The following is a 25,875-nucleotide window of genomic DNA, read 5'->3' as shown; positions in this document are numbered from 1 at the left end:
CATACTACTGTTGACTCCAACATAGTGGAGGGCCGGCCATGTCCGAAGACGATGTCCACCTGAAGAAGTTCCAGAAGGAGCTCAGCGCCGGCACCGTGTCGCTGGCCCTGCTGGCGGTGCTGGCCCGGGCCGGGGAGCCGCTGTACGGCTACCTGATTGCCAAGGAGCTGGAGCGCGTGGGCGAGGGCGTACTGAGTGGCAAGCAGAGCGCGCTGTACCCGGTGCTGCGCAACCTGGAAGGCGCCGGCCTGCTGGAGAGCCACGTCGAGCCGTCCAGCAGTGGCCCACCGCGGCGCTACTACCGCATCAATGAACGTGGCCACCAGGTGCTGGCGCAATGGCGCCAGGCCTGGCAGGCCACCCGCGATTCCGTCGATTCCGTGTTGGAGGGAGTACCGCAATGAACGACTTGAACCGGGCAGGCAGTGGCCTGCCCACCACCATTGCCCAGTACCTGGCGCAGCTGCGCGTGGCGCTGGACGGCGCCGACCCGGCCATGGTCCAGGATGCGCTGTACGACGCCGAGGAATACCTGCGTTCGGAACTGGCCGCGCAGCCCGGCCGTGGCGAAGCCGAAGTAATCGCCGATGTGGCCGGCAGCTATGGCGCGCCGCAGGAAGTGGCCGAGATCTACCGCGAAACCGAGGTGACCGTGAACCGCGCGCTGCGCACGCCGCGTGCCGATACCGCGCCGGTGCTGCGTGCGGCCGCCGAGGCCAGCGGGGCGGCCCCGGCAGCCGCGCTGCCTGCGGCCAAGCCGCGCACGTGGTGGGCGCGCTTCTTCGGCGTGGTGCTGGACCCGCATACCTACGGCGCGCTGTTCTACATGCTGCTGTCGCTGGCCACTGGCATCTTCTTCTTCACCTGGGTGGTGACCGGACTGTCGCTGTCGCTGGGCCTGATGATCCTGATCATCGGCGTGCCGCTGACGGTGCTGTTCTTCGGTTCGGTGCGCGGGCTGGCGCTGCTGGAAGGGCGCCTGGTGGAAGCGCTGCTGGGCGAGCGCATGCCGCGCCGGCCGCAGTACACCGATCGCAGCCGCAGCTGGCTGCAGCGCATCGGCGACATGTTCACCGATGGCCGCACCTGGCTGACCCTGCTGTACTTCCTGCTGATGCTGCCGCTGGGCATCGTCTACTTCACCATTGCGGTCACCCTGCTGGCGGTGTCGCTGGCCTTCATCTGGTCGCCGGTGGCGGCGCTGTTCGACTCGACCGCGCCGAGCATCTACATCGATGGTGCCAATGTGCTGCCGCTGCAGTTCACGCCGGTGCTGGCGGTGGTGGGCGCGCTGCTGCTGCTGCTGACGATGCACCTGGCACGCGGCATCGGCAAACTGCACGGCATGCTGGCCAAGCAGCTGCTGGTGCGGCTGTAACAGCCCGGGGTCGGATCCCTGTTCGCAGAACAGGGCTCTGACCCCGTCGCGCTCGGGCTGCTGGGGTCAGAGCCCTTTCCGTTGGAAAGGGATCCGACCCCAAGGTCAAGGCTTACCCGGCCTTGCGCCGCAGCGGGGTGACGTTGCTCTTCTTCTTCGTGGTCTTCGCAGCCGGGGCTTCGGCATGGGCGGCGAAGAAATCGCGCACCTTCGGGTAGACCACTTCGCGCCAGCGGCGGCCGCTGAAGATGCCGTAGTGGCCGGCGCCTTCCACGATGAAGTGCTCGCGGCGGTCGGCGCCAATACCGGTGCACAGCGCCTGCGCCGCTTCGGTCTGGCCCAGGCCGGCAATATCGTCCAGCTCGCCTTCGATGCTCAGCAGCGCGGTATCGCGGATCGCCGAAGGATCGACCTTCTCACCGTTGACCACCCACTCGCCGCGCGGCAACAGGAAGTCCTGGAACACCACGGAAATCGTGTCCAGGTAGTACTTGGCCGGCATGTCCAGCACGGCGTTGTACTCGTCGTAGAAACGACGGTGCGCGTCGGCGTCTTCCAGGTCACCCTTGACCAGGTCGGCGTAGAAATCCCAGTGCGAACTGAAGTGGCGGCTGGGGTTCATCGACAGGAAGCCGGCGTGCTGCAGGAAGCCGGGGTACACGCGGCGGCCGGCGCCCGGGTAGCTGGCTGGCACGGTGTGGATCACGTTGTTTTCGAACCACGACAGCGGGTTCTGCGTGGCCAGGTTGTTCACCGCGGTGGGGCTGCAGCGCGCATCGATCGGCCCGCCCATCATCACCAGCGTGCGCGGGGTCGGTTCGCCACGGCTGGCCATCAGCGAAACGGCGGCCAGCACCGGCACGGTCGGCTGGCACACGCTCACCACGTGCAGGCGCTCAACGCCCAGGTGGCGGATGAATTCCTGGATGTAGGCAATGTAATCGTCCAGGCCGAATTCGCCTTCGCTGGCCGGCACCATGCGCGCATCCACCCAGTCGGTGACGTACACGCGGTGGTCGCGCAGCAGCGTGCGCACGGTATCGCGCAGCAGCGTGGCGTGGTGCCCCGACAGCGGCGCCACCACCAGCACGAACGGCTGGTTGAGCATGGTGTGCAGCTGCTCGGCTTCGTTGCTGTGGCGCTTGAAGCGCAGCAGCTTGCAGAACGGCTTGCTCACCTCTTCGTGCACCACGATCGGCACGCGCTCGCCTTCGACCTCGATTTCGTTGATGCCCCATTCGGGCTTCTCGTAATCCTTGCCGATGCGATGGAACAGTTCATTGACGGCCGCCAGGCGATCAGCGCCGGGCATCTGCGACCACCAGTGACCCTGGTTGGTGAAGAAGCGGGCGTTGGCCTGGGCCTGGTGCACCCAGGGGGCGAGCAGGTTGCGGGTCAGTTCGTGCAGTTGATAGAGCATGCCGACCGAATATGTATGGTCATATGTTGCCGCGCAGCATATCCCATCCCAGTGTCCCGCGGGTTAAGTTGGCTGAAAAAAGTGAATCCGGATTCACATCCGTTCCAGCGCCGCCGCCTCGCCGGCCAATCCCGGGCCCAGCCACAGGTGCGAACCGACGGCCTGCAGGCCGTGGCGGGCCAGTTCGCGCCGGTACCAGCGGGCCGGACGGGCCTGGAAGCCCTCGTGATCGCCGTCGAATTCATCCTCGGCGGCGAAGGTCTCCAGGAAGGCCACGCCGCCGGTCAGCTCGGCCACGCCTGCCAGGCCCGCGCGCAACTCGCGGTTGGGCACGTAATGCATCACGTCCGAACACACCAGCAGGTCGACCGGGGCGCACGGGCGCAGCCAGGCGAAATCGCCGAAGCTGGCCAGGTGCAGGTTGCGGGTACGACCGTAGCGGCGCACAGCGTACTCGCTGCTGTCGAAACCCAGGTATTGGACTTTCGGACGCAGCTTCAGCAGCGGCGCGCGCCAGGCGCCTTCGCCACAGCCGATATCCAGCACGCTGCGGATCGGCCGTTCCAGGTAGTACTCGGCGCTGGCCACGGCCAGGGCCACTTTGCGGGCCAGGCGCGCGCTGCCGCCGATGTCGGCGCGGCGGTACCAGCGTTGGAAATAGGCGGCGTCGTAGGTCTTGTCCATGGGCAGGCGGGTAGTGATGAAAACGGCGCCTATCGTACGGGGTCGCGGCGATGGTGCGGCAATTGGCCGCGGCAGCCACCCATGGGGTGGCTCTACTGCGACAATGGTCGCTTCCCGCCAGCCGCCGGAGCGAGCGCATGCAGAGCTACTACTGGGTCAAGACCTTCCACATCGTGTTCGTGGTGGCGTGGATGGCCACGGTCTTCTACCTGCCGCGCATCCTGGTGAACCTGGCCGAGACGGCCGGGCAGCCGGCGGTGGTCGCCCGCCTGCAGCTGATGGGAATGCGCCTGTACCGCTTCGGCCATTCCATGTTCGGCCTGGCCTTCGTGCTGGGCCTGGTGTTGTGGCTGGGCTACAAGGTGATTCCGGACTTCCCGACCATGGTCGCGCCGGGCGGCGCCGGCTGGCTGCATGCCAAGCTGGGCCTGGTGGTGGTGCTGCTGGCGTACTTCATCTGGACCGGCCGCCTGCTGAAGGGCGTGGCCAAGGGCCGCGCACTGCCGTCGTCGCGCGCGCTGCGCTGGATCAACGAGATCCCGTTGCTGGCGTTCATTCCGATCGTGTGGCTGGTGCTGGCCAAGCCGTTCTGACCCGTAGATCCACGCCACGCGTGGATGGGCTCTTGTAGAGTCGAGCCATGCTCGACTGCTTCGATCAAAAGCAGTCGAGCAAGCTCGACTCTACAAAAGGCAACGCGGCCGATCAGGCCGCGTCGGGCGTATCCCAGACAGACAACGCGGCCGATCAGGCCGCGTCGCGCGTATCCCAGACAGAAAACGCGGCCGATCAGGCCGCGTCGTGAGTATCCCGAACAGGCAACGCGGCCCGATCAGGCCGCTTCGTACGTACCGTAGCTGCGCAGGCGGGTGTAGCGCTGCTCGATCAGCTGTTCGGTGGACAGCTTGTCCAGCGCGTCCAGCTCGTTCAGCAGCACGGCCTTCAGGCGCTTGGCCATCTGGGTCGGGTTGCGGTGGGCGCCGCCGGTCGGCTCACGCACCACCTTGTCCACCAGGCCCAGGCTCTTCAGGCGCGGCGCGGTCAGGCCCAGCTGTTCAGCGGCATCCTTGGCCTTGCCAGCGTCCTTCCACAGGATCGAGGCGCAGCCTTCCGGGGTGATGGTCGAATACACCGCGTATTCCAGCATGACGGTGCGGTCGCCCACGCCCAGCGCCAGCGCGCCGCCGGAGCCACCTTCGCCGATCACCGTGCAGATCACCGGCACCTTCAGCTCGGCCATCTCCATCAGGTTGCGGGCAATGGCTTCGGATTGGCCGCGCGATTCGGCATCGATGCCCGGCCAGGCGCCGGCGGTGTCGATCAGGGTCAGCACCGGCAGGCCGAAGCGCTCGGCCATCTTCATCAGGCGCAGGGCCTTGCGGTAGCCCTCGGGCTTGGGCATGCCGAAGTTGCGCTTGATCTTTTCCTTGGTGTCGCGGCCCTTCTGGTGGCCGATCACCATCACCGCGCGGCCATTGATGCGGGCCAGGCCGCCCATGATCGCCTTGTCATCGGCAAACGCGCGGTCGCCGGCCAGTTCCTGGAACTCATCGCAGATGATGCGGATGTAGTCGGCGGTATACGGGCGCGACGGGTGGCGGGCCAGCTGCAGCACCTGCCACGAGGTCAGGTTGCGGAAGATCTGCGCAGTGCGCATGCGCAGCTTGTCCTGCAGCGCGTGCACTTCGGCCTCGACATTGACCGCCGGACCGGCACTGGCGTTGCGCAGTTCCTGGATCTTGGCTTCCAGGTCGGCGATGGGTTGCTCGAAGTCGAGGTAGTTCGGATTCATCGGAAGCCGTCGTGTAAAGAAGAGGGGAATTCTAGCCGAATGCGCCGGAACGCCCCGTACGCCTTCGTCTGGAAGGCGACGGTAACCCAGCCGGGCAGGGCGCGCCAGTCAGCGCGCCGTCGACGTGCCCGTCATTCGGGCGGGCGTCAGGGCAGGACCAGCGCGCTGCGCGCCATCTCGGTGCTGCGGATCGTCACGAAGTCGTTGTAGGCCTCGTTGGCGGCCACCGGCAGGGTCGAGCCCAGGGTCATGGTGGCCTGGGTGAAGGCCATGCTGACCTGGAAGTCTTCCTTGCGCAGGGCCTTCTGCTCCGAAGCGGTACTGGCCTTCAGCCAGCGCGCATACAGATCGCGCATCGGGCCGGCGTGCGCCTCGAAGGCGGGGTCCAGCGCCGGCAGGGTGGCCGGCGCCGGTTCCAGCGTGTAGACCGGGGCCACGTAGCCAGCCGGCTGTTCGCGCTTGAAGGCACCGGGTTCGCCCATGCTCTGTTCCACGTAGTCGATGAAGTCCGGGGCGGTGAACACCTTGGTGCTGATCTTGCCGCCGCTGGCATCCACATGGGCCACGATCTGCTCCTCGGGGAACGGCTGGCGCACGCCGAAGTTCCAGGTCTTGTCGATGAACAGGCCGTGGTGCTTTTCGTAGGGGCCCTTGAACTCCACCCCGCCCAGTTCCATGCCCAGCCCGCTGGCGCCGAAGTTCTTCAGCTTGTCCTCACCGGTCACGTAGATCTCGCGCGCGGTCACGTACTCACTCAGGGTCGGGTTGATCAGGCCACCACGGCTGCCGGCGTACACGATGAAACGCACGTCGCCCAGGCGGTCGGTGTGCAGCTGGTGCTCACCCGGGGCCAGGCTGACCGCACGCGATGCGTTGGCGGCCACCGGCAGGTCCTTGCCGTCGATGCGGATGGCCAGCGGCGTGGCGGTCGGGTTGTCGATCTCGAAATCGACCTTGGACGAGCACGCGGACAGCGCCAGCGCAGCGACGAGGGGGAACAACAGCGTTTTCATGACGGGAAATCGTCCTTGATACAGACAACGGAAAAAGAAAATCAGGCGCGCGCTCAGTTGGCCCATGGCGGGCTGTAGCGCACCTTCAGCGTGCGCACCGCCGGGTCGGCGCGCAGCGCTTCCATCAGCTTGGAATCGATGCGCACCGCGCTCTGCCCGGACACATCGAGCATGCCGGCCACGCCGCCCTGCGGGCTCTTCAGCAGCAGGTCCAGGCGCAGCGGCGTGCGCCCGGGGCGATGGCGGTCGAGCACGGCATTCACGCGCTCCCACACCGGGCGCTGCTGGCGCAGGTCCAGGCGCAGCGACAGGCGCGTGGCGTAGTTGGCGCAGACTTCATCGAAGTCCCAGCACTGGCGGATGCGCAGGGCGAAGCCGCCGTTGAATTCGTCTTCGCGCAGGCCGCCCTTGACCACCAGGATGCGATCCTTGGTCATCAGGTGGCCGAACTCGGCCATCGCGTCGGAGAACGCGCTGCATTCGACCCGGCCGCGGCCGTCTTCCAGCTGGATGAAGATCTGGCTTTCGCCCTTGCGGCGCACGCCCACCACCTGGCCGGCCAGCACGGTCTGCACTTCCGGGCGCCAGCGCTTTTCGCCACCGCCACCGCCGCCACCGCTGTTGGCGCTCCAGATCTTTTCCACCGCGCCCAGATCGTTGCCGACCAGGTCGCGCACATCGTCGCGCCACGGGTCGAACGGGTGGCCGCTCAGGTAGAAGCCCAAGGTGTCGCGCTCGCCGTTCAGGCGCTGCAGCAGCGGCCATTCCTCCGCTTCAGGGAGGTCCAGCTGGATGCTGACCGCGCTCGGGTCGGGGCCGCCGAACAGCGAGTTCTGGCCCGAGGCGCGCTCGCGCGCCATCTGGTCGGTGGCCTTGATCACTTCCGGCAACTGCAGCATCAGCGAAGCGCGGTTGTGGCCCAGTTCGTCCAGCGCGCCACAGTTGATCATCGCTTCCAGCGTGCGCCGGTTGAGCTTGGCCGAACCCACGCGCGTGCAGAAGTCCAGCAGGTCCTTGTAGTCGCCGCCCTTCAGGCGTTCGTCCACCACCGCTTCGCAGGCACCCTGGCCCACGCCCTTGATCGCGCCCAGGCCGTACTGGATGGTGTCCGGGGTCACCGCTTCGAACATGAACGCCGAGTGGTTCACCTTCGGCGGCAGCACGGTCAGGCCCAGGTTGCGCACTTCGTCCAGGAAGCCGACCACCTTTTCGGTGTTGTCCAGGTCCGAGGACAGCGTAGCGGCCATGAACTCGGCCGGATAATGGCGCTTCAGCCACGCGGTCTGGTAGCTCACCAGCGCATAGGCGGCGGCGTGCGATTTGTTGAAGCCGTAGCCGGCGAACTTCTCCATCAGGTCGAAGATCGCATCGGCCTTGGCTTCGTCCACGCCATCCTTGGCCGCACCCTCGCGGAAGATCTCGCGGTGCTTGGCCATTTCCGCCGGCACCTTCTTGCCCATCGCGCGGCGCAGCAGGTCGGCGCCGCCCAGCGAGTAACCGCCGACGATCTGCGCCATCTGCATCACCTGCTCCTGGTACACCATGATGCCGTAGGTGTCCTTCAGGATCGCTTCGGTGCGCGGATCGGGATAGATGATTTCTTCCTGGCCGTGTTTACGTGCGTTGAACGATGGAATCAGGTCCATCGGGCCCGGTCGGTACAGCGACACCAGTGCGATCAGGTCTTCGAAACGGTCGGGGCGCGCGTCCTTCAGCAGGCGGCGCATGCCCGACGATTCGAACTGGAACACCGCACCGGTGTTGCCGTTGGCGAAGATGTCCTTGTAGGTGGGGGTGTCGTCCAGCGGGATCGCGGCGATATCCACCGGCGGAATGCCGGCGCGTTCGTGGCGCTTGTTGATCGCCTTCACTGCCCAGTCGATGATGGTCAGCGTGCGCAGGCCCAGGAAGTCGAACTTCACCAGGCCCACTTCTTCCACGTCGTTCTTGTCGAACTGGGTGACCGGGTTCTTGCCCAGACCGTTCTCGTCGTGTTCGGCGTACAGCGGGCAGAACTCGCTCAGCGGCTCGGGCCCGATCACCACGCCACCGGCGTGCTTGCCGGCGTTGCGGGTCAGGTCTTCCAGCTGCAGCGCCAGGTCGATCAGGTCGCGGACATCGTCCTCGGTCTCGTAGCGCTGGATCAGTTCCGGCGACGCCATTTCCGAACCGGGGCCTTCCTTGCCCTTGCCCAGCGCATCCTTCAGGTGGATGCCCAGGATGTTCGGGATCAGCTTGGACACGCCGTCCACCAGGCCATACGGGAAGCCCAGCACGCGGCCGGAGTCGCGCACCACCGCCTTGGCCGCCATGGTGCCGTAGGTGATGATCTGGCTGACGCGTTCGCGCCCGTACTTGCGCGCGACGTAGTCGATCACTTCGTCGCGGCGGTCCATGCAGAAGTCGATGTCGAAGTCGGGCATCGACACGCGTTCCGGGTTCAGGAAGCGCTCGAACAGCAGGTTGTAGGGCAGCGGGTCCAGATCGGTGATCTTCAGCGCCCATGCCACCAGCGAACCGGCACCGGAACCACGGCCCGGGCCGATCGGAATGCCCTGGTTCTTGCCCCACTGGATGAAGTCGGCCACGATCAGGAAGTAGCCGGGGAAGCCCATCTTGATGATGGTGTTGAGCTCGAACTCCAGGCGTTCGAAGTACTCCTCGCGGGTCTTGCCCGGCGCCAGCGGATTCTTCTCCAGGCGCTCGGTCAGGCCGTCGCGCGACATCTTCTGGATCCAGGTGTCCAGCGTTTCGTCGTCGGGCACCGGGTAGTTGGGCAGGAAGTAGGTGCCCAGGCGCATCTCGATGTTGCAGCGCTCGGCCAACGCCAGCGTGTTGTCGATCGCATCGGGAATGTCGGCGAACAGTGCGCACATTTCCTCGGCCGACTTCAGGTACTGCTGGTCGCTGTACTCGCGCGGGCGCTTGGGGTCGTCCAGCACGCGGCCGGTGGAAATGCACACGCGCGCTTCGTGCGCGCTGAAATCGGTCGGCGCCAGGAAGCGCACGTCATTGCTGGCGATCACCGGCAGGCCACGCTGGCCGGCGGCCATCAGCGCGAAGCGGTTGAAGGTTTCCTCGCCTTCGCGGCCGGTGCGGGTCAGTTCCAGGTGCAGGCCATCGCCGAACACGCGCTGCCAGTCGGCCAGCTGCTGCTCGGCCAGGTCGTGCTTGCCGTCCAGTGCCAGCCGTCCGGCCAGGCTCTCGCGCCCGGCCAGGGCAAACAGGCTGGCGTTGCCGGCCTTCAGCCAGTCCGGATGCACGGCCACGCCACCTTCGGCGCGGTGGCCTTCCATCCAGGCACGGGTCAGCAATCGCGACAGGCTCAGGTAGCCCTCGCGGTCGCGGCACAGCAGGGTCATCCGCCACGGGTCCTGGCCTTCCTCGGCAATCATCACGTCGGCGCCGGCGATCGGCTTGATGCCCACGCCTTCGGCGGCCTTGTAGAACTTGACCAGGGCGAACAGGTTGTTCAGATCGGTCACCGCCAGCGCGGGCAGGCCGAGTTCCACCGAGCGCGACAGCAGGTTGGCCTGCTTGGCTTTCTTCGGGTCCGCCTGGTCGGGCTTGGCCGGCACGCGGATGGTCGAGTCCGCCAGCGAGAACTCGGTGTGGACGTGGAGATGTACGAAGCGAGAGTTGGACATGCCGGACCAGGTTGGAGCGCGCGGGCCCCGGGAGCTGACGGGGAATCGTCGCCGGGGTCGGAAAGCGCTTGAATGCCCGGTCAGGGTAGCGAGGGCAGGGGGTGGCGACAAGGACTTGACGGTGGGCGATAACGTGCATTCCGCCGGGCATGGCCCGGCGGGTACGGCTCAGGCGATCGCGGCGCTGGCCGGTGCTGCCGGTTCCAGGCATTCACGCACCGGGGCGAAGCTGCGCCGGTGTTCGGCGCAGGGCCCGTGGGCCCGCAGCGCGGCCAGGTGTGCCGGGGTGCCATACCCCTTGTGCTGGTCGAAGCCATATTCAGGGTGCCGCACGTGCAGATCCTGCATGTAGCGGTCGCGCGAGACCTTGGCCAGGATCGAGGCCGCCATGATCGCGCGGTCGATGCCATCGCCGCCGACCAGCGCCTGCGCCGGCAGCACCAGCCCCTTCGGCACCACGTTGCCGTCGATGCGGGCGAAGCCGGCCACGTGGGCCACCGCCGCCACCACATCGCGCATGCCCTGCAGGGTGGCCTGGTAGATGTTCAGCCGGTCGATGGCCGGCACGTCCACCAGCACCACGTGCCAGGCCAATGCCCGCTCCATGATGCGGTCATACAGCTGGTCGCGGCGGGCGGCGGTCAGCTGCTTGGAATCGTCCAGGCCGTTGATGCGCGGCCGCGACGGGTCGAACACCACGGCGGCCACGGCCACCGGGCCGGCCAGGGGGCCGCGCCCGGCTTCGTCCACGCCCGCGATCAGGCGTTCGGGTTCGACCACGGTCGCGCCGTCGAACAGCGCCAGACTGGCCGCCGCGGCTGCGCGACGGCTCATGCGGTGGCCTGGCTGCGCATCAGCAGCTCGCCTACCGCGTCGGCCGCGCGGGCCGAGGCATTGCGGCGCAGGCGCTCGTGCAGGCGCGCATAGGTGCCCTGCAGATCGGCCACGCGCTGCGGGTGGTCGAACCACTGCTGCACGGCGGCGGCCAGCGCATCGGGCGTGCAGTCGTGCTGCATCAGTTCCGGCGCCAGGTCCTGCCCGGCCAGGATGTTGGGCAGGGCGAAACGGTCCACCTTGATCAGGCCCAGGGCCTTCACCAGGCGATAGGTCAGCTCGTTCACCCGGTAGCCGACCACCATCGGCCGCTTCACCAGCATGGCTTCCAGGGTGGCCGTGCCCGAGGCGAGCACCACCACATCGGCGGCGATCATCGCCGCCCGCGCCTGGCCATCCAGCACGTGCGAATAGGCCACCGGCAGTGCCGAGCGGGACAGCTGTTCTTCGATCAGGCGGCGGCAGGCCGCATTGGCTGCCGGCACCACCACGTGCAGGCCCGGAATGCGTTCGGATACCTGCCAGGCGGCTTCGAAGAACGGTTCGCCCAGCCGCGAGATCTCGCCCAGGCGGCTGCCTGGCAGCACGGCCAGCACCTTGGCCGACGCCGGCAGACCCAGCTCGGCGCGCGCCGCATCGCGATCGCCCTGCAACGGGATGTCGTCGGCCATCGGGTGGCCGACAAAGCGCGCGTCGATGCCATGCCGGGCATAGATGGGCGGTTCCATCGGGAACAGGCACAGCACCAGGTCGGCGCTGCTGCCGATCTTCTCGGCCCGCTTCTCGCGCCAGGCCCAGACCGACGGGCTGACGTAATGCACGGTGGGCACGCCACGCTGTTTCAGCCACCGCTCGATGCCCAGGTTGAAGTCGGGCGCATCGATGCCGATGAACACGTCCGGCTGCCAGTCCAGCGCACGCTGGCGGAAGGCCGAGCGCAGCTTCAGCAGGCGCGGCAGGTGGCGCAGCACTTCGGTCAGCCCCATCACCGCCAGTTCGCTGGCGTCGTGCCAGGTCTGGCAGCCGGCGCTGCGCATGGCATCGCCGCCGATGCCGGCGAATTCGGCATGCGGGAAGCGCGCCTTCAGTTCGCGCACCAGGCCGGCGCCCAGCAGGTCGCCGGACGCTTCACCGGCCACCAGCGCGATGCGCAGCGGACGCTCGCTGAGCACCCGCTGTGCAGGCACGCTGCCGGCCATCGAGGCCAGCGGGATCACATCGGCGCCGGCCGGCGCCTGGCCGGTCGTGCTGCTCATCGCAGCAGGGGCCTCTCGGCATGCTCGATGAAGTCCAGCATGGCCTTCACGTCGTCGCTGCCCTGTGCCTGTTCGGCCAGCTGCTGCTTGGCTTCCGCCAGCGGCAGGCCCGCCACGTACAGCGTGCGGTAAGCGCGCTTGATGGCGGTGATGCGGCCGGCATCGAAGCCGCGGCGCTTCAGGCCTTCGCTGTTGATGCCACGCGGGCGGCCCAGCGAATCGGTGCCGACCATGGTGAACGGCGGCACATCGCCATTGGTCAGCGCACCCATGCCCAGGAAGGCATGCGCGCCGATGCGGCAGAACTGGTGCGCACCGGCGAAGCCGCTGATGATCACGTAGTCGCCCACGGTCACGTGGCCGGCCAGGGTGGTGTTGTTGGAGAACACGCAGAAATTGCCCACGTGGCAGTCGTGTGCCACATGCGTGTAGGCCAGCATCCAGTTGTCGTTGCCGATGGTGGTGATGCCACCACCGCCGCCGGTGCCGCGGTTCAGGGTCACGAACTCGCGGAACACGTTGCGGTCGCCGATCACCAGCTCGGTGCGCTCGCCGCTGAACTTCTTGTCCTGCGGTTCGCCGCCCACCGCCACATGGCCGATGAAACGGTTGTCGCGGCCGATCCGGGTCGGGCCGTGCACGCTGCAGTGCGGGCCGATCTCGGTGCCGGCGCCGATTTCAACGTCGGCGCCGATGAGGGTGAACGCACCCACGCGCACATCGTCGGCCAGGCGCGCCGACGGATCGATCACGGCGGTGGGATGGATCAGGGGGGCGTTGTCGCTCATCTTGGTCCTCCGGCCAGGGTTATTCGCGGGTGCCGGCGCACAGCACCTCGGCGCAGGCGACCACTTCGCCGTCGACCTTGGCCACACAGTCGTACACGGCCATGTTGCGGATCACGCGCTTGATCTCCACGTGCATTTCCAGCACGTCACCCGGCACCACCTGCTTGGTGAAGCGGGCCTTGTCCACCTTCACCATGTAGAACAGCTTGGACTGCGAATCGCGGCCCAGGGTGAGCTGGGTCAGCACGCCACCGGCCTGGGCCATGGCTTCGATGATCAGCACGCCCGGCATGATCGGCTGGTTGGGGAAGTGGCCCTGGAAGAACGGCTCGTTGATGCTGACGTTCTTGGTCGCCACGATGGTGCGCTTTTCGTAGTCGATCGACAGCACCTTGTCCACCAGCAGGAACGGGTAGCGGTGCGGCAGCAGGGCCTGGATCTGCGTCATGTCCGGCAGGGTCTGGGTCTGGCTCATTCTTTCTCCTTGCTTACAGACAGGATGCGGCGGGCCAGTGCATCAAGCTGCTTGAAGCGCGCGGCGTTCTTGCGCCACGTGCGGTTGTCGGTGAGGGGGGTGCCGGACGAGTACTCGCCCGGTTCGGTAATGGAGTTGCGGACCACCGACTTGCCGGTGATCACGACCTTGTCGCAGATTTCCAGGTGGCCGACCACGCCGACGGCGCCGCCGAGCAGGCAGTAGCGGCCGATCTTGGCGCTGCCGGCAATGCCGGTGCAGCCGGCGATGGCCGAGTGCGCGCCGATCTGCACGTTGTGGGCGATCTGCACCAGGTTGTCCAGGCGCACGTCTTCGGCCAGCACGGTGTCTTCCAGCGCGCCACGGTCGACGCAGGTATTGGCGCCGATCTCGCAGTCATCGCCAATGCGCACGCCGCCCAGCTGCGGCACCTTGATCCACTTGCCGGCATCCATGGCCAGGCCGAAGCCATCGGCGCCCAGCACCGCGCCGGGGTGGATGCGCACGCGCTTGCCCAGCTTCACCCGGGTGACCAGGGTGACCCGGGCGATCAGTTCACAGCCGCTGTCCAGGCTGCAGTCTTCGCCGATGATGCTGCCGGCGCCGACGATGCAGTTCTCGCCCACCACGCTGCGCGCGCCGATGGTGACGAACGGACCGATGTGGGCGCTGGCGGCCACCTGCGCCTGCGGGTCGATGACCGCGCTGGGGTGGATGCCGGGCTCGCGCACCGGCGCGCTGTCGAACAGCGCGGCGATCTTGGCGAACGTGGTGTAGGGATCCTTGGCGATCAATGCCGCGCCGGGGGCGGCCTCGGCATCGTCGGCGCGCAGCACCACCAGCGAGGCGTGGCTGTCGGCCAGCTGGGCGCGGTAGCGCGGGTTGGCAAGGAAGGTCAGCTGGCCGGCACCGGCATGGGCGAGGGTGGCCACGCCGTGGATGGCGGTGGCAGGATCGCCATGGACCTGCAGGCCGAACTGATCGGCGAGTTGCTGGGCGGTGTAGGTAGGAGTATTCACGGCGGGAGTTTACCGTGTGACGCCATTCCGGTCATGCGCAGGCGTCTGCGGCCGCCCCGGGCTGGTCATCGAGGCGCTGCGTAGGCTAGGGTGGCCGCACCCTCTGGATGCCCGCGCGGTGTGCGTGGGCCACGAAAAAGGATCTTTCATGCGAAACCTGTTGTATCCGGTGGCCGTTGCCGTTGCCGTTGCCGCTGCCCTTGCCCTGTCCGGCCCGGTTCGTGCCGCCGACGCACCCGCCGGGGGCGCCGTCGACTTTGGTCGGCTGTTCACCAATACCTGCCTGGCCGCCTTTGGCGATGCCCGCAAGGTCGAGCAGTTCATGGAATCGAACGGGCTGGCCCCGTTGCCCGCCGGTACCGCGCAGAGTTTCCTGCTGGGAAAGACCGGCAAGGCCTGGGCCATCAGCCTGGGCGGCGGCAACTATGCGGTGGCGCAGACCGACGACGGGGTGTGCGCGGTCTTTGCCCGTCAGGCGCAGCCGGATGCCTTCGTGGCCGAGTTCCAGCGGATGTTGCAGAGCGTGCCGGCACCGCTGCAGGTCACCGAGGTGAAGACGTCCGGGCCGAACCGCGAAGGCACCCACACCCGCTCGTGGGGCGTGAATGCGCCGGAGGCCCCGACCGGCGTGCTGTTCACCCTCACCACGTCCACCGATCCGGCCATGCCGCTGCAGGCGATGGCCTCGATGGCCAGCGTGTCCACCCGCGAGTTCGTTCCCGTGGCGGCGCCGAAGCAGCGTTGAACCGCCGTCGAGCAAGCTCGACGCTACGACAAAAAAAACGCCGGGCAATGCCCGGCGTTTTCGTAATCCGTCTGGTGATCCGCCGCAATGCACGAGGGAACACGAACATTGCGGTGTTTTGTCACCTTCCGTATTGAGAAAAGTACGAAAAAGACCGCGGATTTCGTCGCGTCAAAATCGCGTTGATAGCATCGAATGGCAGGCAAGATGCCTGCGTCCATTGGATGGAATTTGTATGAGCAGAAAGGTTACGGGCGTTGCATTGCTGCTGTGTGCTGGACTGGTTTCGGCCGCCGCTTCATCTGCGGCGCCTGTCGTAGGGGCCGGTGTGGCTCCCGAAGTGTCAGCGATGTCGCTGCCGCCGGGGGTCGAGCTGCGCGAGATTTTCCGCATTTATCGTCCGAAAACAAATACCCACACCACGCATTTTTACTGGCCTGAAAATTGGGAGGACATCGGGCACCAGTACGAGGGCACGCTCGGCTTCATCTCGGCCACCCCCTTCGAGAACAGCGTCCTGATTCGAAACTGCATCGGGCCGCACCCCTGGAATTCATTCACATCACCGGATCCCGACTGCGAGGCGGCGACGGGGGGCGTGGTGATGCCGGGTGATCAGCGCCTTGGATACATTTCCACGGTCCAGGTGCCGGGCTCGGTCCCCCTGTACCGCTGCGGCTTCATCTGGCAGGGGAAAATCCGCCATTTCGACAGCCGTGATTTTGCCTGCGAGGGTGTTGGAGGCACCGGCGGCGTCCTTGGCTACGTGTTCCTGTAGCACTCACTCTGTTCTCGCAGAAACGAATAACGCCGGGCAGCGCCCGGCGTTTTCGTAACCCGTCTGGTGGAAAGCCCCCCTTTGTTAAGGGGGGCGCGCCAACGGCGCGGGGGATAGGTGGAATGCGGGGGCAGTTCCTGCGAACCGCCCCGCGGTTCGTCAGAACTGCCCGCCGAAGGTGAACTGCAGACGTTCGATTTCGTCGCCGTCTTCCTTCTTCAGCGGGAACGCATAGCTGATCGAGATTGGGCCGACCGGGGCGCGCCACAGCAGGGCCACACCGGTGGACACGCGCAGCTCGTTGGCCTTGAAGTTGTCCACGCCGTTGTAGACGTTGCCGAAGTCGACGAAGGCCGACACGCGTGCCGACGGGCTGTCGAACAGGCGCGGGAAGTAGGCTTCGATCGAGCCGACGGTCTTCAGCGAACCGCCCAGCGGCTGGCCATCGGGGTAGCTCGGGGTCTTCTCACGCGGGCCCAGGGTGTTGTCTTCGAAGCCGCGCACCGAATTGGTACCGCCAGCGTAGAAGTTCTCATAGAACGGCAGGCCCGACGCGGTCACCTCGCGCAGGTTGCCGTCGGCATCCGGCACGATGGCCGTCTTGTCCTTGCCATAGCTGTCACCGTAGCCGATTTCCGCACGGGTGTTGATGACCAGCGAGGGGATGATCGGCCAGTACTTGCTGATCTGGTAGTTCAGCTTGAAGTACTCGACGGTCGAGCCGGGCAGGGTGGTTTCCAGGCCCACGCGCTGGTAGGTACCGCGGGTCGGCATGAAGTAATCGTTGCGCGAATCGCGGGCCCAACCCAGTTCCGTGCGCCAGGCATGGAAGGTCTTGCTGCCCATCACGTTGATGTAGTCGATGATCGACTGCGGCGTGGCGTAGTTGTAGGTCGAGATCTGGTTGCTGTCGATGCCGAACATCAGCGAGACCGTGTCGGTCTCGGTCAGCGGCACGCCGAACACCACCTGCGCGGCACCGTTGGTGCTGTTGTACTGCGCGGTGTTGAAGTCGGAGTAGTCCAGCTCGCGCCAGGACAGGTTGTAGCCCAGCGACACGCCGTCATCGGTGAAGTACGGGTTGGTGTAGCTGAAGCCGTAGCGCTGCAGGTAGCTGCTGCGCGAGGCTTCCACCGACACGCGGTTGCCGCCGCCCAGGAAGTTGTTCTGCGACAGCTGCACCGAGGTGGTCATGCCGTAGGACTGCGAATAGCCCAGGCCGAACACGAAGCTGCCCGACGTGGTTTCCTTCACGTTGTAGACCACGTCCACCTGGTCATTGCTGCCGCTGACCGCCGGGGTTTCCACGTCCACCGTTTCGAAGTAGCCCAGGCGCTGCAGGCGGATCTTGGAACGGTCGATGGCGGCCTGCGAGTACCAGGTGTTCTCGAACTGACGCATTTCGCGACGCATCACTTCGTCGGACGTGCGGGTGTTGCCCTTGAAGATGATGCGGCGCACCGACACGCGCGGGCCCGGCACCACCTGCATGTTCACCGCCACGGTCTGCTCGGCGCGGTTGGTGGTCGGGATCGGGTTCACCTTGGCGAACGCGTAGCCGATGTTGGACAGCGAATTGGTGATCGAGTCGGAGCTGAACTCCAGCAGGGCGCGCGAGAACGTATCGCCGGCCTTCTGCACGACCATGCGCTCGACATCTTCCTGCGGGAGGATGGTGTCGCCGCTGACCTTGATGTCGGAGATCTTGTACTGGTTGCCCTCGGTCACGCCGGCCGTCACGAACATGTCGCGCTTGTCCGGGCTGATCGAGACCTGGGTGGAATCGATGCTGAAATCGACGTAGCCACGGTCCAGGTACCAGGAGTTGAGCTTTTCCAGGTCGCCGGACAGCTTTTCCTTGGAGTACTGGTCATCGCGGCGGTACCACGAGGCCCAGTTGTGCTCCTTCGATTCCCAGATTTCCAGGATGTCGCGCGCGTCGTACTTCTCGGTACCGACCAGGTTGACGTGGCGGATCTTGGCCGCCTTGCCTTCCTTGATGGCAATGGCGATGTCCACGCGGTTGCGGTCCAGCGGGCTCACCGTCGGGGTGATTTCCACGTTGTACTTGCCACGGTCGTTGTACTGGCGACGAAGCTCCTGGGTCACACGATCCAGGCTCAGGCGGTCGAAGGTGCCGCCTTCGGTCAGGCCGATGTCGGACAGGCCCTTCAACAGCTGGTCGCTCTTGATGTCCTTGTTGCCGGTGACGGTCAGCTTGTTGATCGCCGGGCGTTCCTTCACGGTCACCACCAGGATGCTGCCCTGGCGGTCCAGCTGCACGTCTTCGAAGAAGCCGGTCTTGTACAGGGCGCGGATGGTGTCGCTGACCTTGCTGTCGGTCACGGTCTCGCCGCGTTCCACCGGCAGATAGGTGAACACCGTGCCCGAGCTGATGCGCTGCAGACCGTCGACGCGGATGTCGCTGACAGTGAAGGGCTCGGCAGCCTGGGCCAGCACGGGGGCGCCGGTGACGGCGGCGAGGGCGAGGGCCAGCAGGCGGCGATTGGGGAGTCGCGTCATGTCACGTCCGGTAGGAAGGTCGATTTCATTGGTGCGGGATGCCGACGCTGTAGACGGCAACAACGTGGAAAAGTTCATCGCGGGACCAGGCCGAGGATGTCGTTGTAGAACGCCAGTCCCATCAGCCCGGCCAGCAGCGCCAGACCGATGTACTGTCCGGCGGCGATGGCACGCTCGCTCAGCGGGCTGCCCTTGACCAACTCAATAAGGTAATACAGCAGGTGCCCGCCGTCCAAGATGGGAATGGGCAGCAGGTTGATGATGCACAGGCTGAGCGACAGCAGCGCCAGGAACTGCAGGAACCAGTCGACGCCGCGCTTGGCCGAAATATTGGCCACGCGGGCGATGGTGACCGGGCCGGAAACGTTCTGCAGCGAGGCTTTGCCGGTGACGATGCGGGCCATCATGGCCAGCGAATCGGCGCCCAGGCGGCCGGTTTCGCGCACGGCGGCGGTGACCGCATCCAGCGGGCCGTAGCGCATCAGGGTGTCGTATGGCGGGCTGTAGGTGCTGGCAAAGCCCACGCCGATCTGCCACTGCGGCTGGCCCTTGCCGTCCTTGCCCTGGCGCGGGGTGACTTCCAGCGCCAGGCGCTCGCCACCGCGCAGCACTTCGATCATGCCCGGGCCGCCGTGGCGCCCCAGGGCCTGGATTTCCGGGCTGACCTGTTCGGCGCTGTCGATGCGCTGGCCGTCGATGGCCACGATCAGGTCGCCGGCCTGCAGCTGGCCGGCCACGGCCGAATCGGCGGTCAGGCTGTCCACCAGTGCCGGCTGCATCCACGCCTGCCAGTGCAGGCCGGCCAGCAGCGGCACCCGGCGTTCGTCGAAGCCGGCTGGCAGCTGCGACAGCGGCAGGGTACGGGTCTGGATCTGGTCGGCCAGGTCGACCACCTCGACGTTCACGTCGCGGCGGTCCATCGCGGCGGCGGTCAGCGCCATGCTGGCCTCGCCCAGGGTGACCACGCTGCGGTCATCCACGCGCAGCACGCGGTCGCCGCTGACCAGGCCGGCGGTGGCGGCCATGCCGGTGGCCCGGCCCAGGGTGGCCGAGTAGTCCTGCTTGCCGATCACGAACATCGCCCACAGCAGCAGGATGCACAGCAGCAGGTTGGCGGCGGGGCCGGCAGCGACGATGGCGATGCGCTGCCAGACGGTCTTGTGGTTGAAGGCCTGGCCGCGCTCATGCGGGTGGACTTCCACCTCGCGCTCGTCCAGGAACTTCACGTAGCCACCCAGCGGCAGGGCGGCGATGGCGAACTCGGTGCCGTGCTTGTCGCGGCGCGACCACAGCGGCCGCCCGAAGCCGACCGAGAAGCGCAGCACCTTCACCCCGCACATGCGGCCCACCCAGTAGTGGCCGAACTCGTGGAAGGTGACCAGCAGCCCGAGGCTGACAATCATCCACCAGACCGATCCGATGAAGTCAGTCATGCAGGCTCACAGTGGCGGACAGGGTCGGAAGCGTCATGCAGTTCGTCGAGGCGTTCAGGCAGCGGCGATGGCGTTCAGGGTGAGGTGGCGTGCCCGCTGGTCGGCGGCCAACAGGCCCTCCAGTGTATCGGCTGGCTCGCTGGGCAGTGTTGAAAGAGCGTTAGCCACGAGGTCCGGAATGCTCAGGAAAGCGATCCGGCCCTGAAGAAACGCTGAAACGGCCTCTTCATTGGCCGCGTTCAGCACCGCCGGGGCAGTGCCGCCGGCCTGCATGGCCTGCCAGGCCAGGGCCAGGCACGGGAAGGCCTCGGTGTCGGGGGCCTCGAAATCCAGCCGGCCCTGGGCCAGCAGGTCCAGCCCGCCCACGCCCGATTCGATGCGCTGCGGCCAGCCCAGGCCCACCGCCAGGGTGGTGCGCATGTCCGGCAGGCCCAGCTGGGCCAGGGTGGAGCCGTCGACGAATTCGACCAGCGAATGGACCAGGCTCTGTGGGTGCACCAGCACCTCGATGCGCTCGCCCGGCACGGCAAACAGGTGGTGGGCCTCGATCACTTCCAGGCCCTTGTTCATCAGGGTGGCCGAATCGACCGAGATCTTCGGGCCCATCGACCACTTCGGGTGGGCCACGGCCTGGGCCGGGGTGACCTGGGCCAGCTCGGCGCGGCTGCGGCCACGGAACGGGCCACCCGAGGCGGTCAGCAGGATGCGGCGCACGCCGGCGCCGTCCAGGCTGGCGTCACGCGAGCGCAGGCACTGGAAGATGGCGCTGTGTTCGCTGTCGATCGGGATGATTTCGGCGCCGGCCTGGTCGGCGGTGCGGGTCAGCAGCTCGCCGGCCAGGACCAGCGACTCCTTGTTGGCCAGCAGGATGCGCTTGCCCGCGGCGGCGGCGGCCAGGGTCGAGGACAGCCCGGCGGCGCCGACGATGGCGGCCACGACGGTGTCGCAGGCATCGCTGGCGGCCAGCTGGTCCAGGGCGCGGGCGCCGGCATGCGCTTGCGTGGCCAGGCCGGCATCGCGCAGGCCGTCGCGCAGCTGCGCGAACAGGGTTTCGTCGGCGATGACCGCGTGCGCTGGACGGTGCACCCGGCACAGCGCCAGCAGCGCTTCGACCTGGCGCCCGGCGGCCAGAACGGTCGCCTGGTACTGCTGCCGATGGCGGGCGATCACGTCCAGCGTGGAAGCGCCGATGGAGCCGGTGGCGCCGAACACGGCGACCCGGCGGGGGTGTGCAGCAACGTCCATGGTCAGAACCCGAAGATTTCCTTGCCCAGCGCGAACACGGGCAGGGCGGCCAGCACGCCGTCGATGCGGTCCAGCACGCCGCCGTGGCCAGGAATGAGATGGCCCGAATCCTTGGCGCCGGCATGGCGCTTGATCAGGCTTTCATACAGGTCACCCAGCACCGAGGCGAACACCGCCACCACGGCGGTGACCAGCAGGCCCGGCAGGTGGGCGGTGTCCACGCCGGCCAGCAGGCCCAGGCCGACGGCCACGGCCACGCCGGCCAGCAGCCCGCCCAGCAGGCCTTCCCAGGTCTTGTTGGGGCTGATGCGCGGGGCCAGCTTGTGCTTGCCGAAGCGGCGACCGGCGAAATACGCACCGGAGTCGGCGGCCCAGACCAGCGCCAGCGCGGCGAACAGCCACAGGTGGCCATTGCCGCTGCGCGTGGTGTCGACGTCGCCACCGGCGTGGATCAGCACCAGCGCCGCCCACGAAGGGACGATGGCCAGGGTGCCGGCCAGCAGCTTGAGGATGCGCGCCGGGCTGCCCGGCTGCGCACCGAACTGGTAGAAGCGCAGCCACAGCAGGGCGCACAGCCACCAGCCGACGCCCACCAGGGTGGCGATCTGGTACAGCACCAGGCTGCCGGCATCGGCCCAGACCAGCAGCACCATCAGCAGCAGGTTCAGCACCAACAGCACGGTACGGGCCAGGGTGTCTTCCACGTCGGCCAGCTTCAGCCATTCCCACAGGCCGACAAGGAACACGGCGGCCGCGGCGGCGGCCAGCCACTGCGTGGGCAGCAGCAGGATCGCGGCGATGGCGACCGGCGCCATGATCAGCGCGGCGAGGACTCGGGTCTTGGTCATGGGCTGGACGTCTCGGTGGCCATGGCGGCGATCTGGGCGCTGGTCAGGCCGAAGCGGCGCTCACGGCTGGCATAGGCGTCCAGCGCCTGCTGCAGCAGTGCGGCATCGAAATCCGGCCACAGCGCTTCGGTGAACCACAGCTCGGTATACGCCAGCTGCCACAGCAGGAAATTGCTGATGCGGGTGTCACCACCGGTGCGGATGAACAGATCCGGCGGCGGCAGGTCGGCCAGTGCGACCTGGCGGCCCAGCAGCGATTCATCGATCTGCTCGGGCAACAGGCGGCCGGCGGCCACTTCCACCGCCAGTGCGCGGGCGGCACGGGCAATGTCCTGGCGCCCGCCGTAGCTGGCGGCGATGGACAGGGTGAGGGTGGTGTTCTCGGCGGTGCGCTGTTCGGCCAGCTGCATGCGGCTGACCAGCCCGGCGCCGAAACGTTCGCGTTCGCCGATGAAGCGCACGCGCACGCCGCGCCGATGCAGCTCGTCCACTTCGCGATCGAGCGCGCCGAGGAACAGCTTCATCAGGGCATCGACTTCTTCCTGCGGCCGGCCCCAGTTCTCGCTGGAAAACGCGAACAGGGTCAGCGCCGGAATGCCCAGTTCAAGGCAGCGCTCGATGGTGCGATTGACCGCGCGGGCACCGGCACGGTGGCCGATCACGCGCGGGCGGCGGCGCTGCTGTGCCCAGCGCCCGTTGCCATCCATGATGATGGCAACGTGGCGGGGCAGGGCGGCCGGCAGAGGTGGCGGGACTGAAGGCATCGACTTCAGACCGACAACAGTTCCTTTTCCTTGTCGGCTACGACTTTGTCGACATCCTTGATGTTGCTGTCGGTCAGCTTCTGGATGTCGTCTTCGCCGCGCTTCTTTTCGTCTTCGCTGATCGCCTTGTCCTTGACCAGCTTGGCGATTTCCTTGTTCGCATCCTGGCGGATGTTGCGGATCGCGATCTTGGCGCCTTCGCCTTCCTTCTGCACCTGCTTGGCCAGTTCCTTGCGGCGCTCTTCGGTCGGCGGCGGCATGTTGATGCGGATCGCGGTGCCCAGGGTGTTCGGGGTGAACTCGGCGTTGTACAGGCCCTTCTCGATCTCCTTGATCATGCTCTTGTCGAAGGGCGTGACCAGCAGGGAGTGGGCGTCGGCATTGGAAATGGACGCGACCTGGTTCAGCGGGGTGCTGGCGTTGCCGTAGGCATTGACCGTCACGCGGTCCAGCAGGGCCGGCGTGGCGCGACCGGTGCGGATGGAGGTGAGGGTGTGCTTCAGAGCGTCGATGCTCTTGGCCATGCGCGTCTGCGCGTTGTTCTTGATGTCGTTGAGCATCGCCCGGGTCCTGGATGTAACTGGAATCGGGCGATTATAGGCGAATACGGGACGCTGCCGGGCCTGGATCGGCGCAGGGCCCGGCTGGCGCTCAGGCTCAGGCCGGATCGCGGCCCTGGACCAGGGTGCCGATGTTGGCGCCGTTGAGGATCTTCAGCAGCTCGCCCGGCTGGCCCATGTCGAACACGCGCATCGGCAGGTCGCTGTCGCGCGCCAGGGCGAAGGCGGCGGTATCCATCACTTCCAGGCCGCGGCGGATCACTTCGTCGTAGCTCAGGCTGTCGAAGCGCACCGCGTCGCTGTACTTGTTCGGGTCCTTGTCGTACACGCCATCGACCTTGGTCGCCTTCAGCAGCAGGTCCGCGCCGATCTCGATCGCGCGCAGGGCGGCGCCCGAATCGGTGGTGAAGAACGGGCTGCCGACGCCGGCGGCGAAAATGACCAGGCGGCCCTTTTCCAGATGGCGGATGGCGCGGCGGCGGATGTAGTCCTCGCACACGTCGTTGATCTTGATGGCGCTCATCACGCGGGCCTTGGCGCCGAGCTTTTCCAGCGCATCCTGCATGGCCAGGGCGTTGATGACCGTGGCCAGCATGCCCATCTGGTCGCCGGTCACCCGGTCCATGCCGCCTGCGGCCAGGCCGGCGCCACGGAAGATGTTGCCGCCGCCGATCACCAGGGCCACTTCGGCGCCGGCCTGCTGGGCCTCGATCACTTCACGGGCCAGGCGGTTGATGATCTTCGGGTCGATGCCGTAGTCCTCGTCTCCCATCAGCGCCTCCCCGGACAGTTTCAGAAGGATGCGGCGATAGGCGAGCTTGGACATGAGGACCTCGGGTGCGTGGAAATCGCGGGCGATTCTACGCGCATGCAGCGCGCGGCCAAAGCGTTTTGTGCGCTGCGGCGCGATTTGGCGTGATCCCCCGGCCTGGGCCAGGGGATCCATTCAGCCAAGCTCGAGGCCCGCAGTCGCCGACAGCTCATCATGCCCCAGTTCGCCGGGCGAGCGGGCGATGACCCGGTTGCGGCCCAGGTTCTTGGAGCGGTACAGCACGTCATCGGCCGCGCGCAGCAGGTCCTGCACGGTGGCGAAGCGCTCGTAGCCGCCCTGGGTGGCCACGCCGGCGGAGAAGGTGACGAACAGCGGCCCGTTTTCGGCCTCGGTCATCGGCGTGGCGACGATGTTCGCCAGCACCCGGCGGATCACGTCCAGGGCCATGGCTTCGCTGGTGTTGGGCAGCAGGGCCACGAATTCCTCGCCGCCGAAGCGGGCGACCGTGTCGCTGTTGCGCAGCTGGCCCTGCAGCTTGGCGGCGAAGGCGCGCAGCACTTCGTCGCCGGTCAGGTGGCCGTGGGCGTCGTTGATCTTCTTGAAATCGTCCAGGTCGATGAAGGCCACTGACAGTGGCCAGCCATGGCGCCCGGCGCGCAGGAACTCCTGCTCGAGCACGGCTTCCAGCTGGCGGCGGTTGAGCACGCCGGTCAGCGCATCGCGGTGGGCCTGGTCGGCCAGGCGTTTGGCCCGGGCCTCGAATTCGTCGGCACGGCGCCGGGCCTGCTCGGCATCCTGCATTTCGCGCAGGTTGCGCAGCGTGGTCAGTTCCTGGGCGTGGTCGATCAGTTCGCGCACGCGCTGCGGCGAGCTCAGGCCGGTTTCGAACAGGCTGGCGATATCGGGCAGGGCGTCGCTCATGCGCGCCAGCACCTGGTCGAAGCGGGCGCTGTCCAGCTGCAGCTGGTCGTGTACCTGGTGCAGGGCGCGTTCGCGCGCGGCATCGGCGTCGCTGTCCAGCCAGATATCGGCGACCGCGCCAGACAGCTGCACGCAGGCCTGGAACGGGGTGGTGGCCGGTTCGGCATCCTCGCTGTGGCGGATGCTGTCCACCAGGTAGCGCGGCAGGCCCCATTCCTCGGCCACCCACGCGCCCACGTCGGCGTGGCTGCAGCCCAGCGCCTGGCGCTCACGGGCGACCAGGTCGGGGTTGTCATCTGCTTCGCGCAGCAGCGGCAGGTAGCGTTCGGATTCGGCCTGGGCCAGGCACAGCACGCCCATGTCCTGCAGCAGGCCGGCCAGCATCAGTTCTTCCAGGCGGCGCAGGCCGCGCGCTTGGCCCAGCTGGCTGGCGGCCAGTGCGCTGAGGATGCTGCGCTTCCACGCGCGCTGGCGCAGGTCGTGGTCGGCACCGCCGCCGGCGGTCAGGCCCTGGGTCACGGTGAAGCCCAGCGCCAGGCTGATGGTGGCGTTCAACCCCAGCATGGTCAGCGCCTGGCCGAGGTTCTCGATGCGGCGGCGGCTGGCGTACAGGGGAGAGTTGGCAATGCGCAGCATGCGAGCACTCAGCGCCATGTCGATGGCGATGATGTCGGCGGCGGTGGCGATATCCGCTTCCGGGTCCTGCGCCAGTTCGATGATGCGCAGGGCAATACCGGGAGGCGAGGGCAGGTTGCGGCACAACGCCAGGGCAGCAGTCAGCTCAGGAGGCATGTCGGATCGTCAAATTCCATTAGGACAAGAATACTTAGGAATGCATCACAGTTTGCGTTTTTCGTTCCTGCTATGTGACTGCGAATTCCCCTGTGCCGAGTATCGGCTTGAATCGCAAACAACGCAAAGGTATCTGGCACGTGAGTGCGCGCCGACGGTGTGCAGCCAGCGCTTCACAGCTGCCACGG

The 25,875-nt window shown here is 67.0% G+C and carries 24 protein-coding genes; 6 read left to right on the top strand and 18 right to left on the bottom strand.

Annotated elements, in window-relative coordinates; translation table 11 throughout:
* Nucleotides 1-38: 38 nt before the first annotated feature.
* Together AC06FA_RS02965 and AC06FA_RS02960 are read left to right on the top strand one after the other, a co-directional pair.
* On the top strand, nucleotides 39-404 hold the full coding sequence (locus AC06FA_RS02965; protein ID WP_478067042.1) for a PadR family transcriptional regulator: 366 nt from the start codon (nucleotides 39-41) through the stop codon (nucleotides 402-404).
* Complete coding sequence (locus AC06FA_RS02960; protein WP_478067041.1) at nucleotides 401-1,378, top strand: sensor domain-containing protein; 978 nt, start codon at nucleotides 401-403, stop codon at nucleotides 1,376-1,378. The genes AC06FA_RS02965 and AC06FA_RS02960 overlap by 4 nt, the downstream gene beginning before the upstream one ends.
* A gap of 112 nt (nucleotides 1,379-1,490) precedes the next feature.
* Here the strand turns inward: AC06FA_RS02960 and AC06FA_RS02955 are convergent, their stop codons facing one another.
* Both AC06FA_RS02955 and AC06FA_RS02950 read right to left on the bottom strand, forming a co-directional pair.
* Entirely contained in the window at nucleotides 1,491-2,798 is a 1,308-nt protein-coding gene (locus AC06FA_RS02955) for a polyhydroxyalkanoate depolymerase (protein WP_478067040.1), read from the bottom strand.
* A gap of 93 nt (nucleotides 2,799-2,891) precedes the next feature.
* Nucleotides 2,892-3,482 (bottom strand): class I SAM-dependent DNA methyltransferase, encoded by a 591-nt coding sequence (locus AC06FA_RS02950; protein ID WP_478067039.1) that lies wholly within the window; start codon nucleotides 3,480-3,482, stop codon nucleotides 2,892-2,894.
* A 137-nt stretch (nucleotides 3,483-3,619) separates the two neighbouring features.
* Between AC06FA_RS02950 and AC06FA_RS02945 the strand changes: the two genes are divergently transcribed.
* Both AC06FA_RS02945 and AC06FA_RS02940 read left to right on the top strand, forming a co-directional pair.
* Nucleotides 3,620-4,075 carry a CopD family protein gene (locus AC06FA_RS02945; RefSeq protein ID WP_108752581.1) on the top strand — a complete coding sequence of 152 codons (456 nt, stop codon included), beginning with the start codon at nucleotides 3,620-3,622 and terminating at the stop codon, nucleotides 4,073-4,075.
* 47 nt (nucleotides 4,076-4,122) lie between these two features.
* Nucleotides 4,123-4,287, top strand: a complete 165-nt coding sequence (locus tag AC06FA_RS02940; protein WP_478067038.1) for a hypothetical protein — start codon at nucleotides 4,123-4,125, stop codon at nucleotides 4,285-4,287.
* A 27-nt stretch (nucleotides 4,288-4,314) separates the two neighbouring features.
* Here AC06FA_RS02940 and AC06FA_RS02935 read toward each other — a convergent pair whose 3' ends face one another.
* From AC06FA_RS02935 to lpxD, 8 genes are all read right to left on the bottom strand, one after another.
* On the bottom strand, nucleotides 4,315-5,274 hold the full coding sequence (locus tag AC06FA_RS02935; RefSeq protein WP_478067037.1) for an acetyl-CoA carboxylase carboxyltransferase subunit alpha: 960 nt from the start codon (nucleotides 5,272-5,274) through the stop codon (nucleotides 4,315-4,317).
* Nucleotides 5,275-5,420: 146 nt separating this feature from the next.
* Entirely contained in the window at nucleotides 5,421-6,287 is an 867-nt protein-coding gene (locus AC06FA_RS02930; protein WP_478067036.1) for a hypothetical protein, read from the bottom strand.
* A 53-nt stretch (nucleotides 6,288-6,340) separates the two neighbouring features.
* A complete protein-coding gene (dnaE, locus tag AC06FA_RS02925) occupies nucleotides 6,341-9,934 on the bottom strand; it encodes a DNA polymerase III subunit alpha (RefSeq protein ID WP_478067035.1) in 3,594 nt (1,197 codons plus the stop codon).
* Between the two features lie 168 nt (nucleotides 9,935-10,102).
* Nucleotides 10,103-10,768 carry a ribonuclease HII gene (locus AC06FA_RS02920; RefSeq protein ID WP_478067034.1) on the bottom strand — a complete coding sequence of 222 codons (666 nt, stop codon included), beginning with the start codon at nucleotides 10,766-10,768 and terminating at the stop codon, nucleotides 10,103-10,105.
* Nucleotides 10,765-12,024 (bottom strand): lipid-A-disaccharide synthase, encoded by a 1,260-nt coding sequence (gene lpxB / locus AC06FA_RS02915; RefSeq protein WP_478067033.1) that lies wholly within the window; start codon nucleotides 12,022-12,024, stop codon nucleotides 10,765-10,767. Before lpxB ends, AC06FA_RS02920 begins: the two co-directional genes overlap by 4 nt.
* Nucleotides 12,021-12,812 (bottom strand): acyl-ACP--UDP-N-acetylglucosamine O-acyltransferase, encoded by a 792-nt coding sequence (lpxA, locus tag AC06FA_RS02910; RefSeq protein WP_108749057.1) that lies wholly within the window; start codon nucleotides 12,810-12,812, stop codon nucleotides 12,021-12,023. The genes lpxB and lpxA overlap by 4 nt, the downstream gene beginning before the upstream one ends.
* A 19-nt stretch (nucleotides 12,813-12,831) precedes the next feature.
* On the bottom strand, nucleotides 12,832-13,287 hold the full coding sequence (gene fabZ, locus AC06FA_RS02905; protein WP_108749058.1) for a 3-hydroxyacyl-ACP dehydratase FabZ: 456 nt from the start codon (nucleotides 13,285-13,287) through the stop codon (nucleotides 12,832-12,834).
* Entirely contained in the window at nucleotides 13,284-14,306 is a 1,023-nt protein-coding gene (gene lpxD, locus AC06FA_RS02900; protein WP_478067032.1) for a UDP-3-O-(3-hydroxymyristoyl)glucosamine N-acyltransferase, read from the bottom strand. Before lpxD ends, fabZ begins: the two co-directional genes overlap by 4 nt.
* A gap of 148 nt (nucleotides 14,307-14,454) precedes the next feature.
* Between lpxD and AC06FA_RS02895 the strand changes: the two genes are divergently transcribed.
* Together AC06FA_RS02895 and AC06FA_RS02890 are read left to right on the top strand one after the other, a co-directional pair.
* On the top strand, nucleotides 14,455-15,051 hold the full coding sequence (locus tag AC06FA_RS02895; protein WP_478067031.1) for an NMCC_0638 family (lipo)protein: 597 nt from the start codon (nucleotides 14,455-14,457) through the stop codon (nucleotides 15,049-15,051).
* Nucleotides 15,052-15,286: 235 nt separating this feature from the next.
* Nucleotides 15,287-15,829: a hypothetical protein gene (locus AC06FA_RS02890; protein WP_478067030.1), complete on the top strand. Its 543-nt coding sequence runs from the start codon at nucleotides 15,287-15,289 to the stop codon at nucleotides 15,827-15,829.
* A gap of 159 nt (nucleotides 15,830-15,988) precedes the next feature.
* Here AC06FA_RS02890 and bamA read toward each other — a convergent pair whose 3' ends face one another.
* The 8 genes from bamA to AC06FA_RS02850 all read right to left on the bottom strand — a co-directional run bounded on the left by bamA (nucleotide 15,989) and on the right by AC06FA_RS02850 (nucleotide 25,687).
* Complete coding sequence (gene bamA, locus AC06FA_RS02885) at nucleotides 15,989-18,352, bottom strand: outer membrane protein assembly factor BamA (RefSeq protein WP_478067028.1); 2,364 nt, start codon at nucleotides 18,350-18,352, stop codon at nucleotides 15,989-15,991.
* A 74-nt stretch (nucleotides 18,353-18,426) separates the two neighbouring features.
* Nucleotides 18,427-19,785 carry an RIP metalloprotease RseP gene (gene rseP, locus AC06FA_RS02880; protein WP_478067027.1) on the bottom strand — a complete coding sequence of 453 codons (1,359 nt, stop codon included), beginning with the start codon at nucleotides 19,783-19,785 and terminating at the stop codon, nucleotides 18,427-18,429.
* Between the two features lie 54 nt (nucleotides 19,786-19,839).
* Complete coding sequence (locus AC06FA_RS02875; protein ID WP_478067026.1) at nucleotides 19,840-21,030, bottom strand: 1-deoxy-D-xylulose-5-phosphate reductoisomerase; 1,191 nt, start codon at nucleotides 21,028-21,030, stop codon at nucleotides 19,840-19,842.
* A 2-nt stretch (nucleotides 21,031-21,032) separates the two neighbouring features.
* On the bottom strand, nucleotides 21,033-21,878 hold the full coding sequence (locus tag AC06FA_RS02870; protein ID WP_478067025.1) for a phosphatidate cytidylyltransferase: 846 nt from the start codon (nucleotides 21,876-21,878) through the stop codon (nucleotides 21,033-21,035).
* Nucleotides 21,875-22,642 (bottom strand): polyprenyl diphosphate synthase, encoded by a 768-nt coding sequence (gene uppS / locus AC06FA_RS02865; RefSeq protein ID WP_478067024.1) that lies wholly within the window; start codon nucleotides 22,640-22,642, stop codon nucleotides 21,875-21,877. The genes AC06FA_RS02870 and uppS overlap by 4 nt, the downstream gene beginning before the upstream one ends.
* A gap of 5 nt (nucleotides 22,643-22,647) precedes the next feature.
* Entirely contained in the window at nucleotides 22,648-23,202 is a 555-nt protein-coding gene (gene frr / locus AC06FA_RS02860) for a ribosome recycling factor (protein ID WP_108749065.1), read from the bottom strand.
* A gap of 97 nt (nucleotides 23,203-23,299) precedes the next feature.
* The gene (pyrH, locus tag AC06FA_RS02855; RefSeq protein WP_108749066.1) at nucleotides 23,300-24,028 is read right to left on the bottom strand and encodes a UMP kinase; all 729 of its coding nucleotides are present in this window, start codon (nucleotides 24,026-24,028) and stop codon (nucleotides 23,300-23,302) included.
* A gap of 120 nt (nucleotides 24,029-24,148) precedes the next feature.
* Nucleotides 24,149-25,687 (bottom strand): sensor domain-containing diguanylate cyclase, encoded by a 1,539-nt coding sequence (locus tag AC06FA_RS02850; RefSeq protein WP_478067023.1) that lies wholly within the window; start codon nucleotides 25,685-25,687, stop codon nucleotides 24,149-24,151.
* Nucleotides 25,688-25,875 lie beyond the last annotated feature (188 nt).

This window comes from Stenotrophomonas sp. Steno-C17, assembly GCF_056393165.1.
Note: the sequence above shows the minus strand (reverse complement) of the source record. Positions and strands in the feature narration are given on the sequence as shown.

What these genes read in the sequence shown, in the direction of transcription:
- AC06FA_RS02965 (WP_478067042.1), top strand. Translation starts at nt 39, where the DNA reads ATGTCCGAAGACGATGTCCACCTGAAGAAGTTCCAGAAGGAGCTCAGC.
- AC06FA_RS02960 (WP_478067041.1), top strand. Translation starts at nt 401, where the DNA reads ATGAACGACTTGAACCGGGCAGGCAGTGGCCTGCCCACCACCATTGCC.
- AC06FA_RS02955 (WP_478067040.1), bottom strand. Translation starts at nt 2,798, where the DNA reads ATGCTCTATCAACTGCACGAACTGACCCGCAACCTGCTCGCCCCCTGG.
- AC06FA_RS02950 (WP_478067039.1), bottom strand. Translation starts at nt 3,482, where the DNA reads ATGGACAAGACCTACGACGCCGCCTATTTCCAACGCTGGTACCGCCGC.
- AC06FA_RS02945 (WP_108752581.1), top strand. Translation starts at nt 3,620, where the DNA reads ATGCAGAGCTACTACTGGGTCAAGACCTTCCACATCGTGTTCGTGGTG.
- AC06FA_RS02940 (WP_478067038.1), top strand. Translation starts at nt 4,123, where the DNA reads ATGCTCGACTGCTTCGATCAAAAGCAGTCGAGCAAGCTCGACTCTACA.
- AC06FA_RS02935 (WP_478067037.1), bottom strand. Translation starts at nt 5,274, where the DNA reads ATGAATCCGAACTACCTCGACTTCGAGCAACCCATCGCCGACCTGGAA.
- AC06FA_RS02930 (WP_478067036.1), bottom strand. Translation starts at nt 6,287, where the DNA reads ATGAAAACGCTGTTGTTCCCCCTCGTCGCTGCGCTGGCGCTGTCCGCG.
- dnaE (WP_478067035.1), bottom strand. Translation starts at nt 9,934, where the DNA reads ATGTCCAACTCTCGCTTCGTACATCTCCACGTCCACACCGAGTTCTCG.
- AC06FA_RS02920 (WP_478067034.1), bottom strand. Translation starts at nt 10,768, where the DNA reads ATGAGCCGTCGCGCAGCCGCGGCGGCCAGTCTGGCGCTGTTCGACGGC.
- lpxB (WP_478067033.1), bottom strand. Translation starts at nt 12,024, where the DNA reads ATGAGCAGCACGACCGGCCAGGCGCCGGCCGGCGCCGATGTGATCCCG.
- lpxA (WP_108749057.1), bottom strand. Translation starts at nt 12,812, where the DNA reads ATGAGCGACAACGCCCCCCTGATCCATCCCACCGCCGTGATCGATCCG.
- fabZ (WP_108749058.1), bottom strand. Translation starts at nt 13,287, where the DNA reads ATGAGCCAGACCCAGACCCTGCCGGACATGACGCAGATCCAGGCCCTG.
- AC06FA_RS02895 (WP_478067031.1), top strand. Translation starts at nt 14,455, where the DNA reads ATGCGAAACCTGTTGTATCCGGTGGCCGTTGCCGTTGCCGTTGCCGCT.
- AC06FA_RS02890 (WP_478067030.1), top strand. Translation starts at nt 15,287, where the DNA reads ATGAGCAGAAAGGTTACGGGCGTTGCATTGCTGCTGTGTGCTGGACTG.
- bamA (WP_478067028.1), bottom strand. Translation starts at nt 18,352, where the DNA reads ATGACGCGACTCCCCAATCGCCGCCTGCTGGCCCTCGCCCTCGCCGCC.
- rseP (WP_478067027.1), bottom strand. Translation starts at nt 19,785, where the DNA reads ATGACTGACTTCATCGGATCGGTCTGGTGGATGATTGTCAGCCTCGGG.
- AC06FA_RS02875 (WP_478067026.1), bottom strand. Translation starts at nt 21,030, where the DNA reads ATGGACGTTGCTGCACACCCCCGCCGGGTCGCCGTGTTCGGCGCCACC.
- AC06FA_RS02870 (WP_478067025.1), bottom strand. Translation starts at nt 21,878, where the DNA reads ATGACCAAGACCCGAGTCCTCGCCGCGCTGATCATGGCGCCGGTCGCC.
- uppS (WP_478067024.1), bottom strand. Translation starts at nt 22,642, where the DNA reads ATGCCTTCAGTCCCGCCACCTCTGCCGGCCGCCCTGCCCCGCCACGTT.
- frr (WP_108749065.1), bottom strand. Translation starts at nt 23,202, where the DNA reads ATGCTCAACGACATCAAGAACAACGCGCAGACGCGCATGGCCAAGAGC.
- pyrH (WP_108749066.1), bottom strand. Translation starts at nt 24,028, where the DNA reads ATGTCCAAGCTCGCCTATCGCCGCATCCTTCTGAAACTGTCCGGGGAG.
- AC06FA_RS02850 (WP_478067023.1), bottom strand. Translation starts at nt 25,687, where the DNA reads ATGCCTCCTGAGCTGACTGCTGCCCTGGCGTTGTGCCGCAACCTGCCC.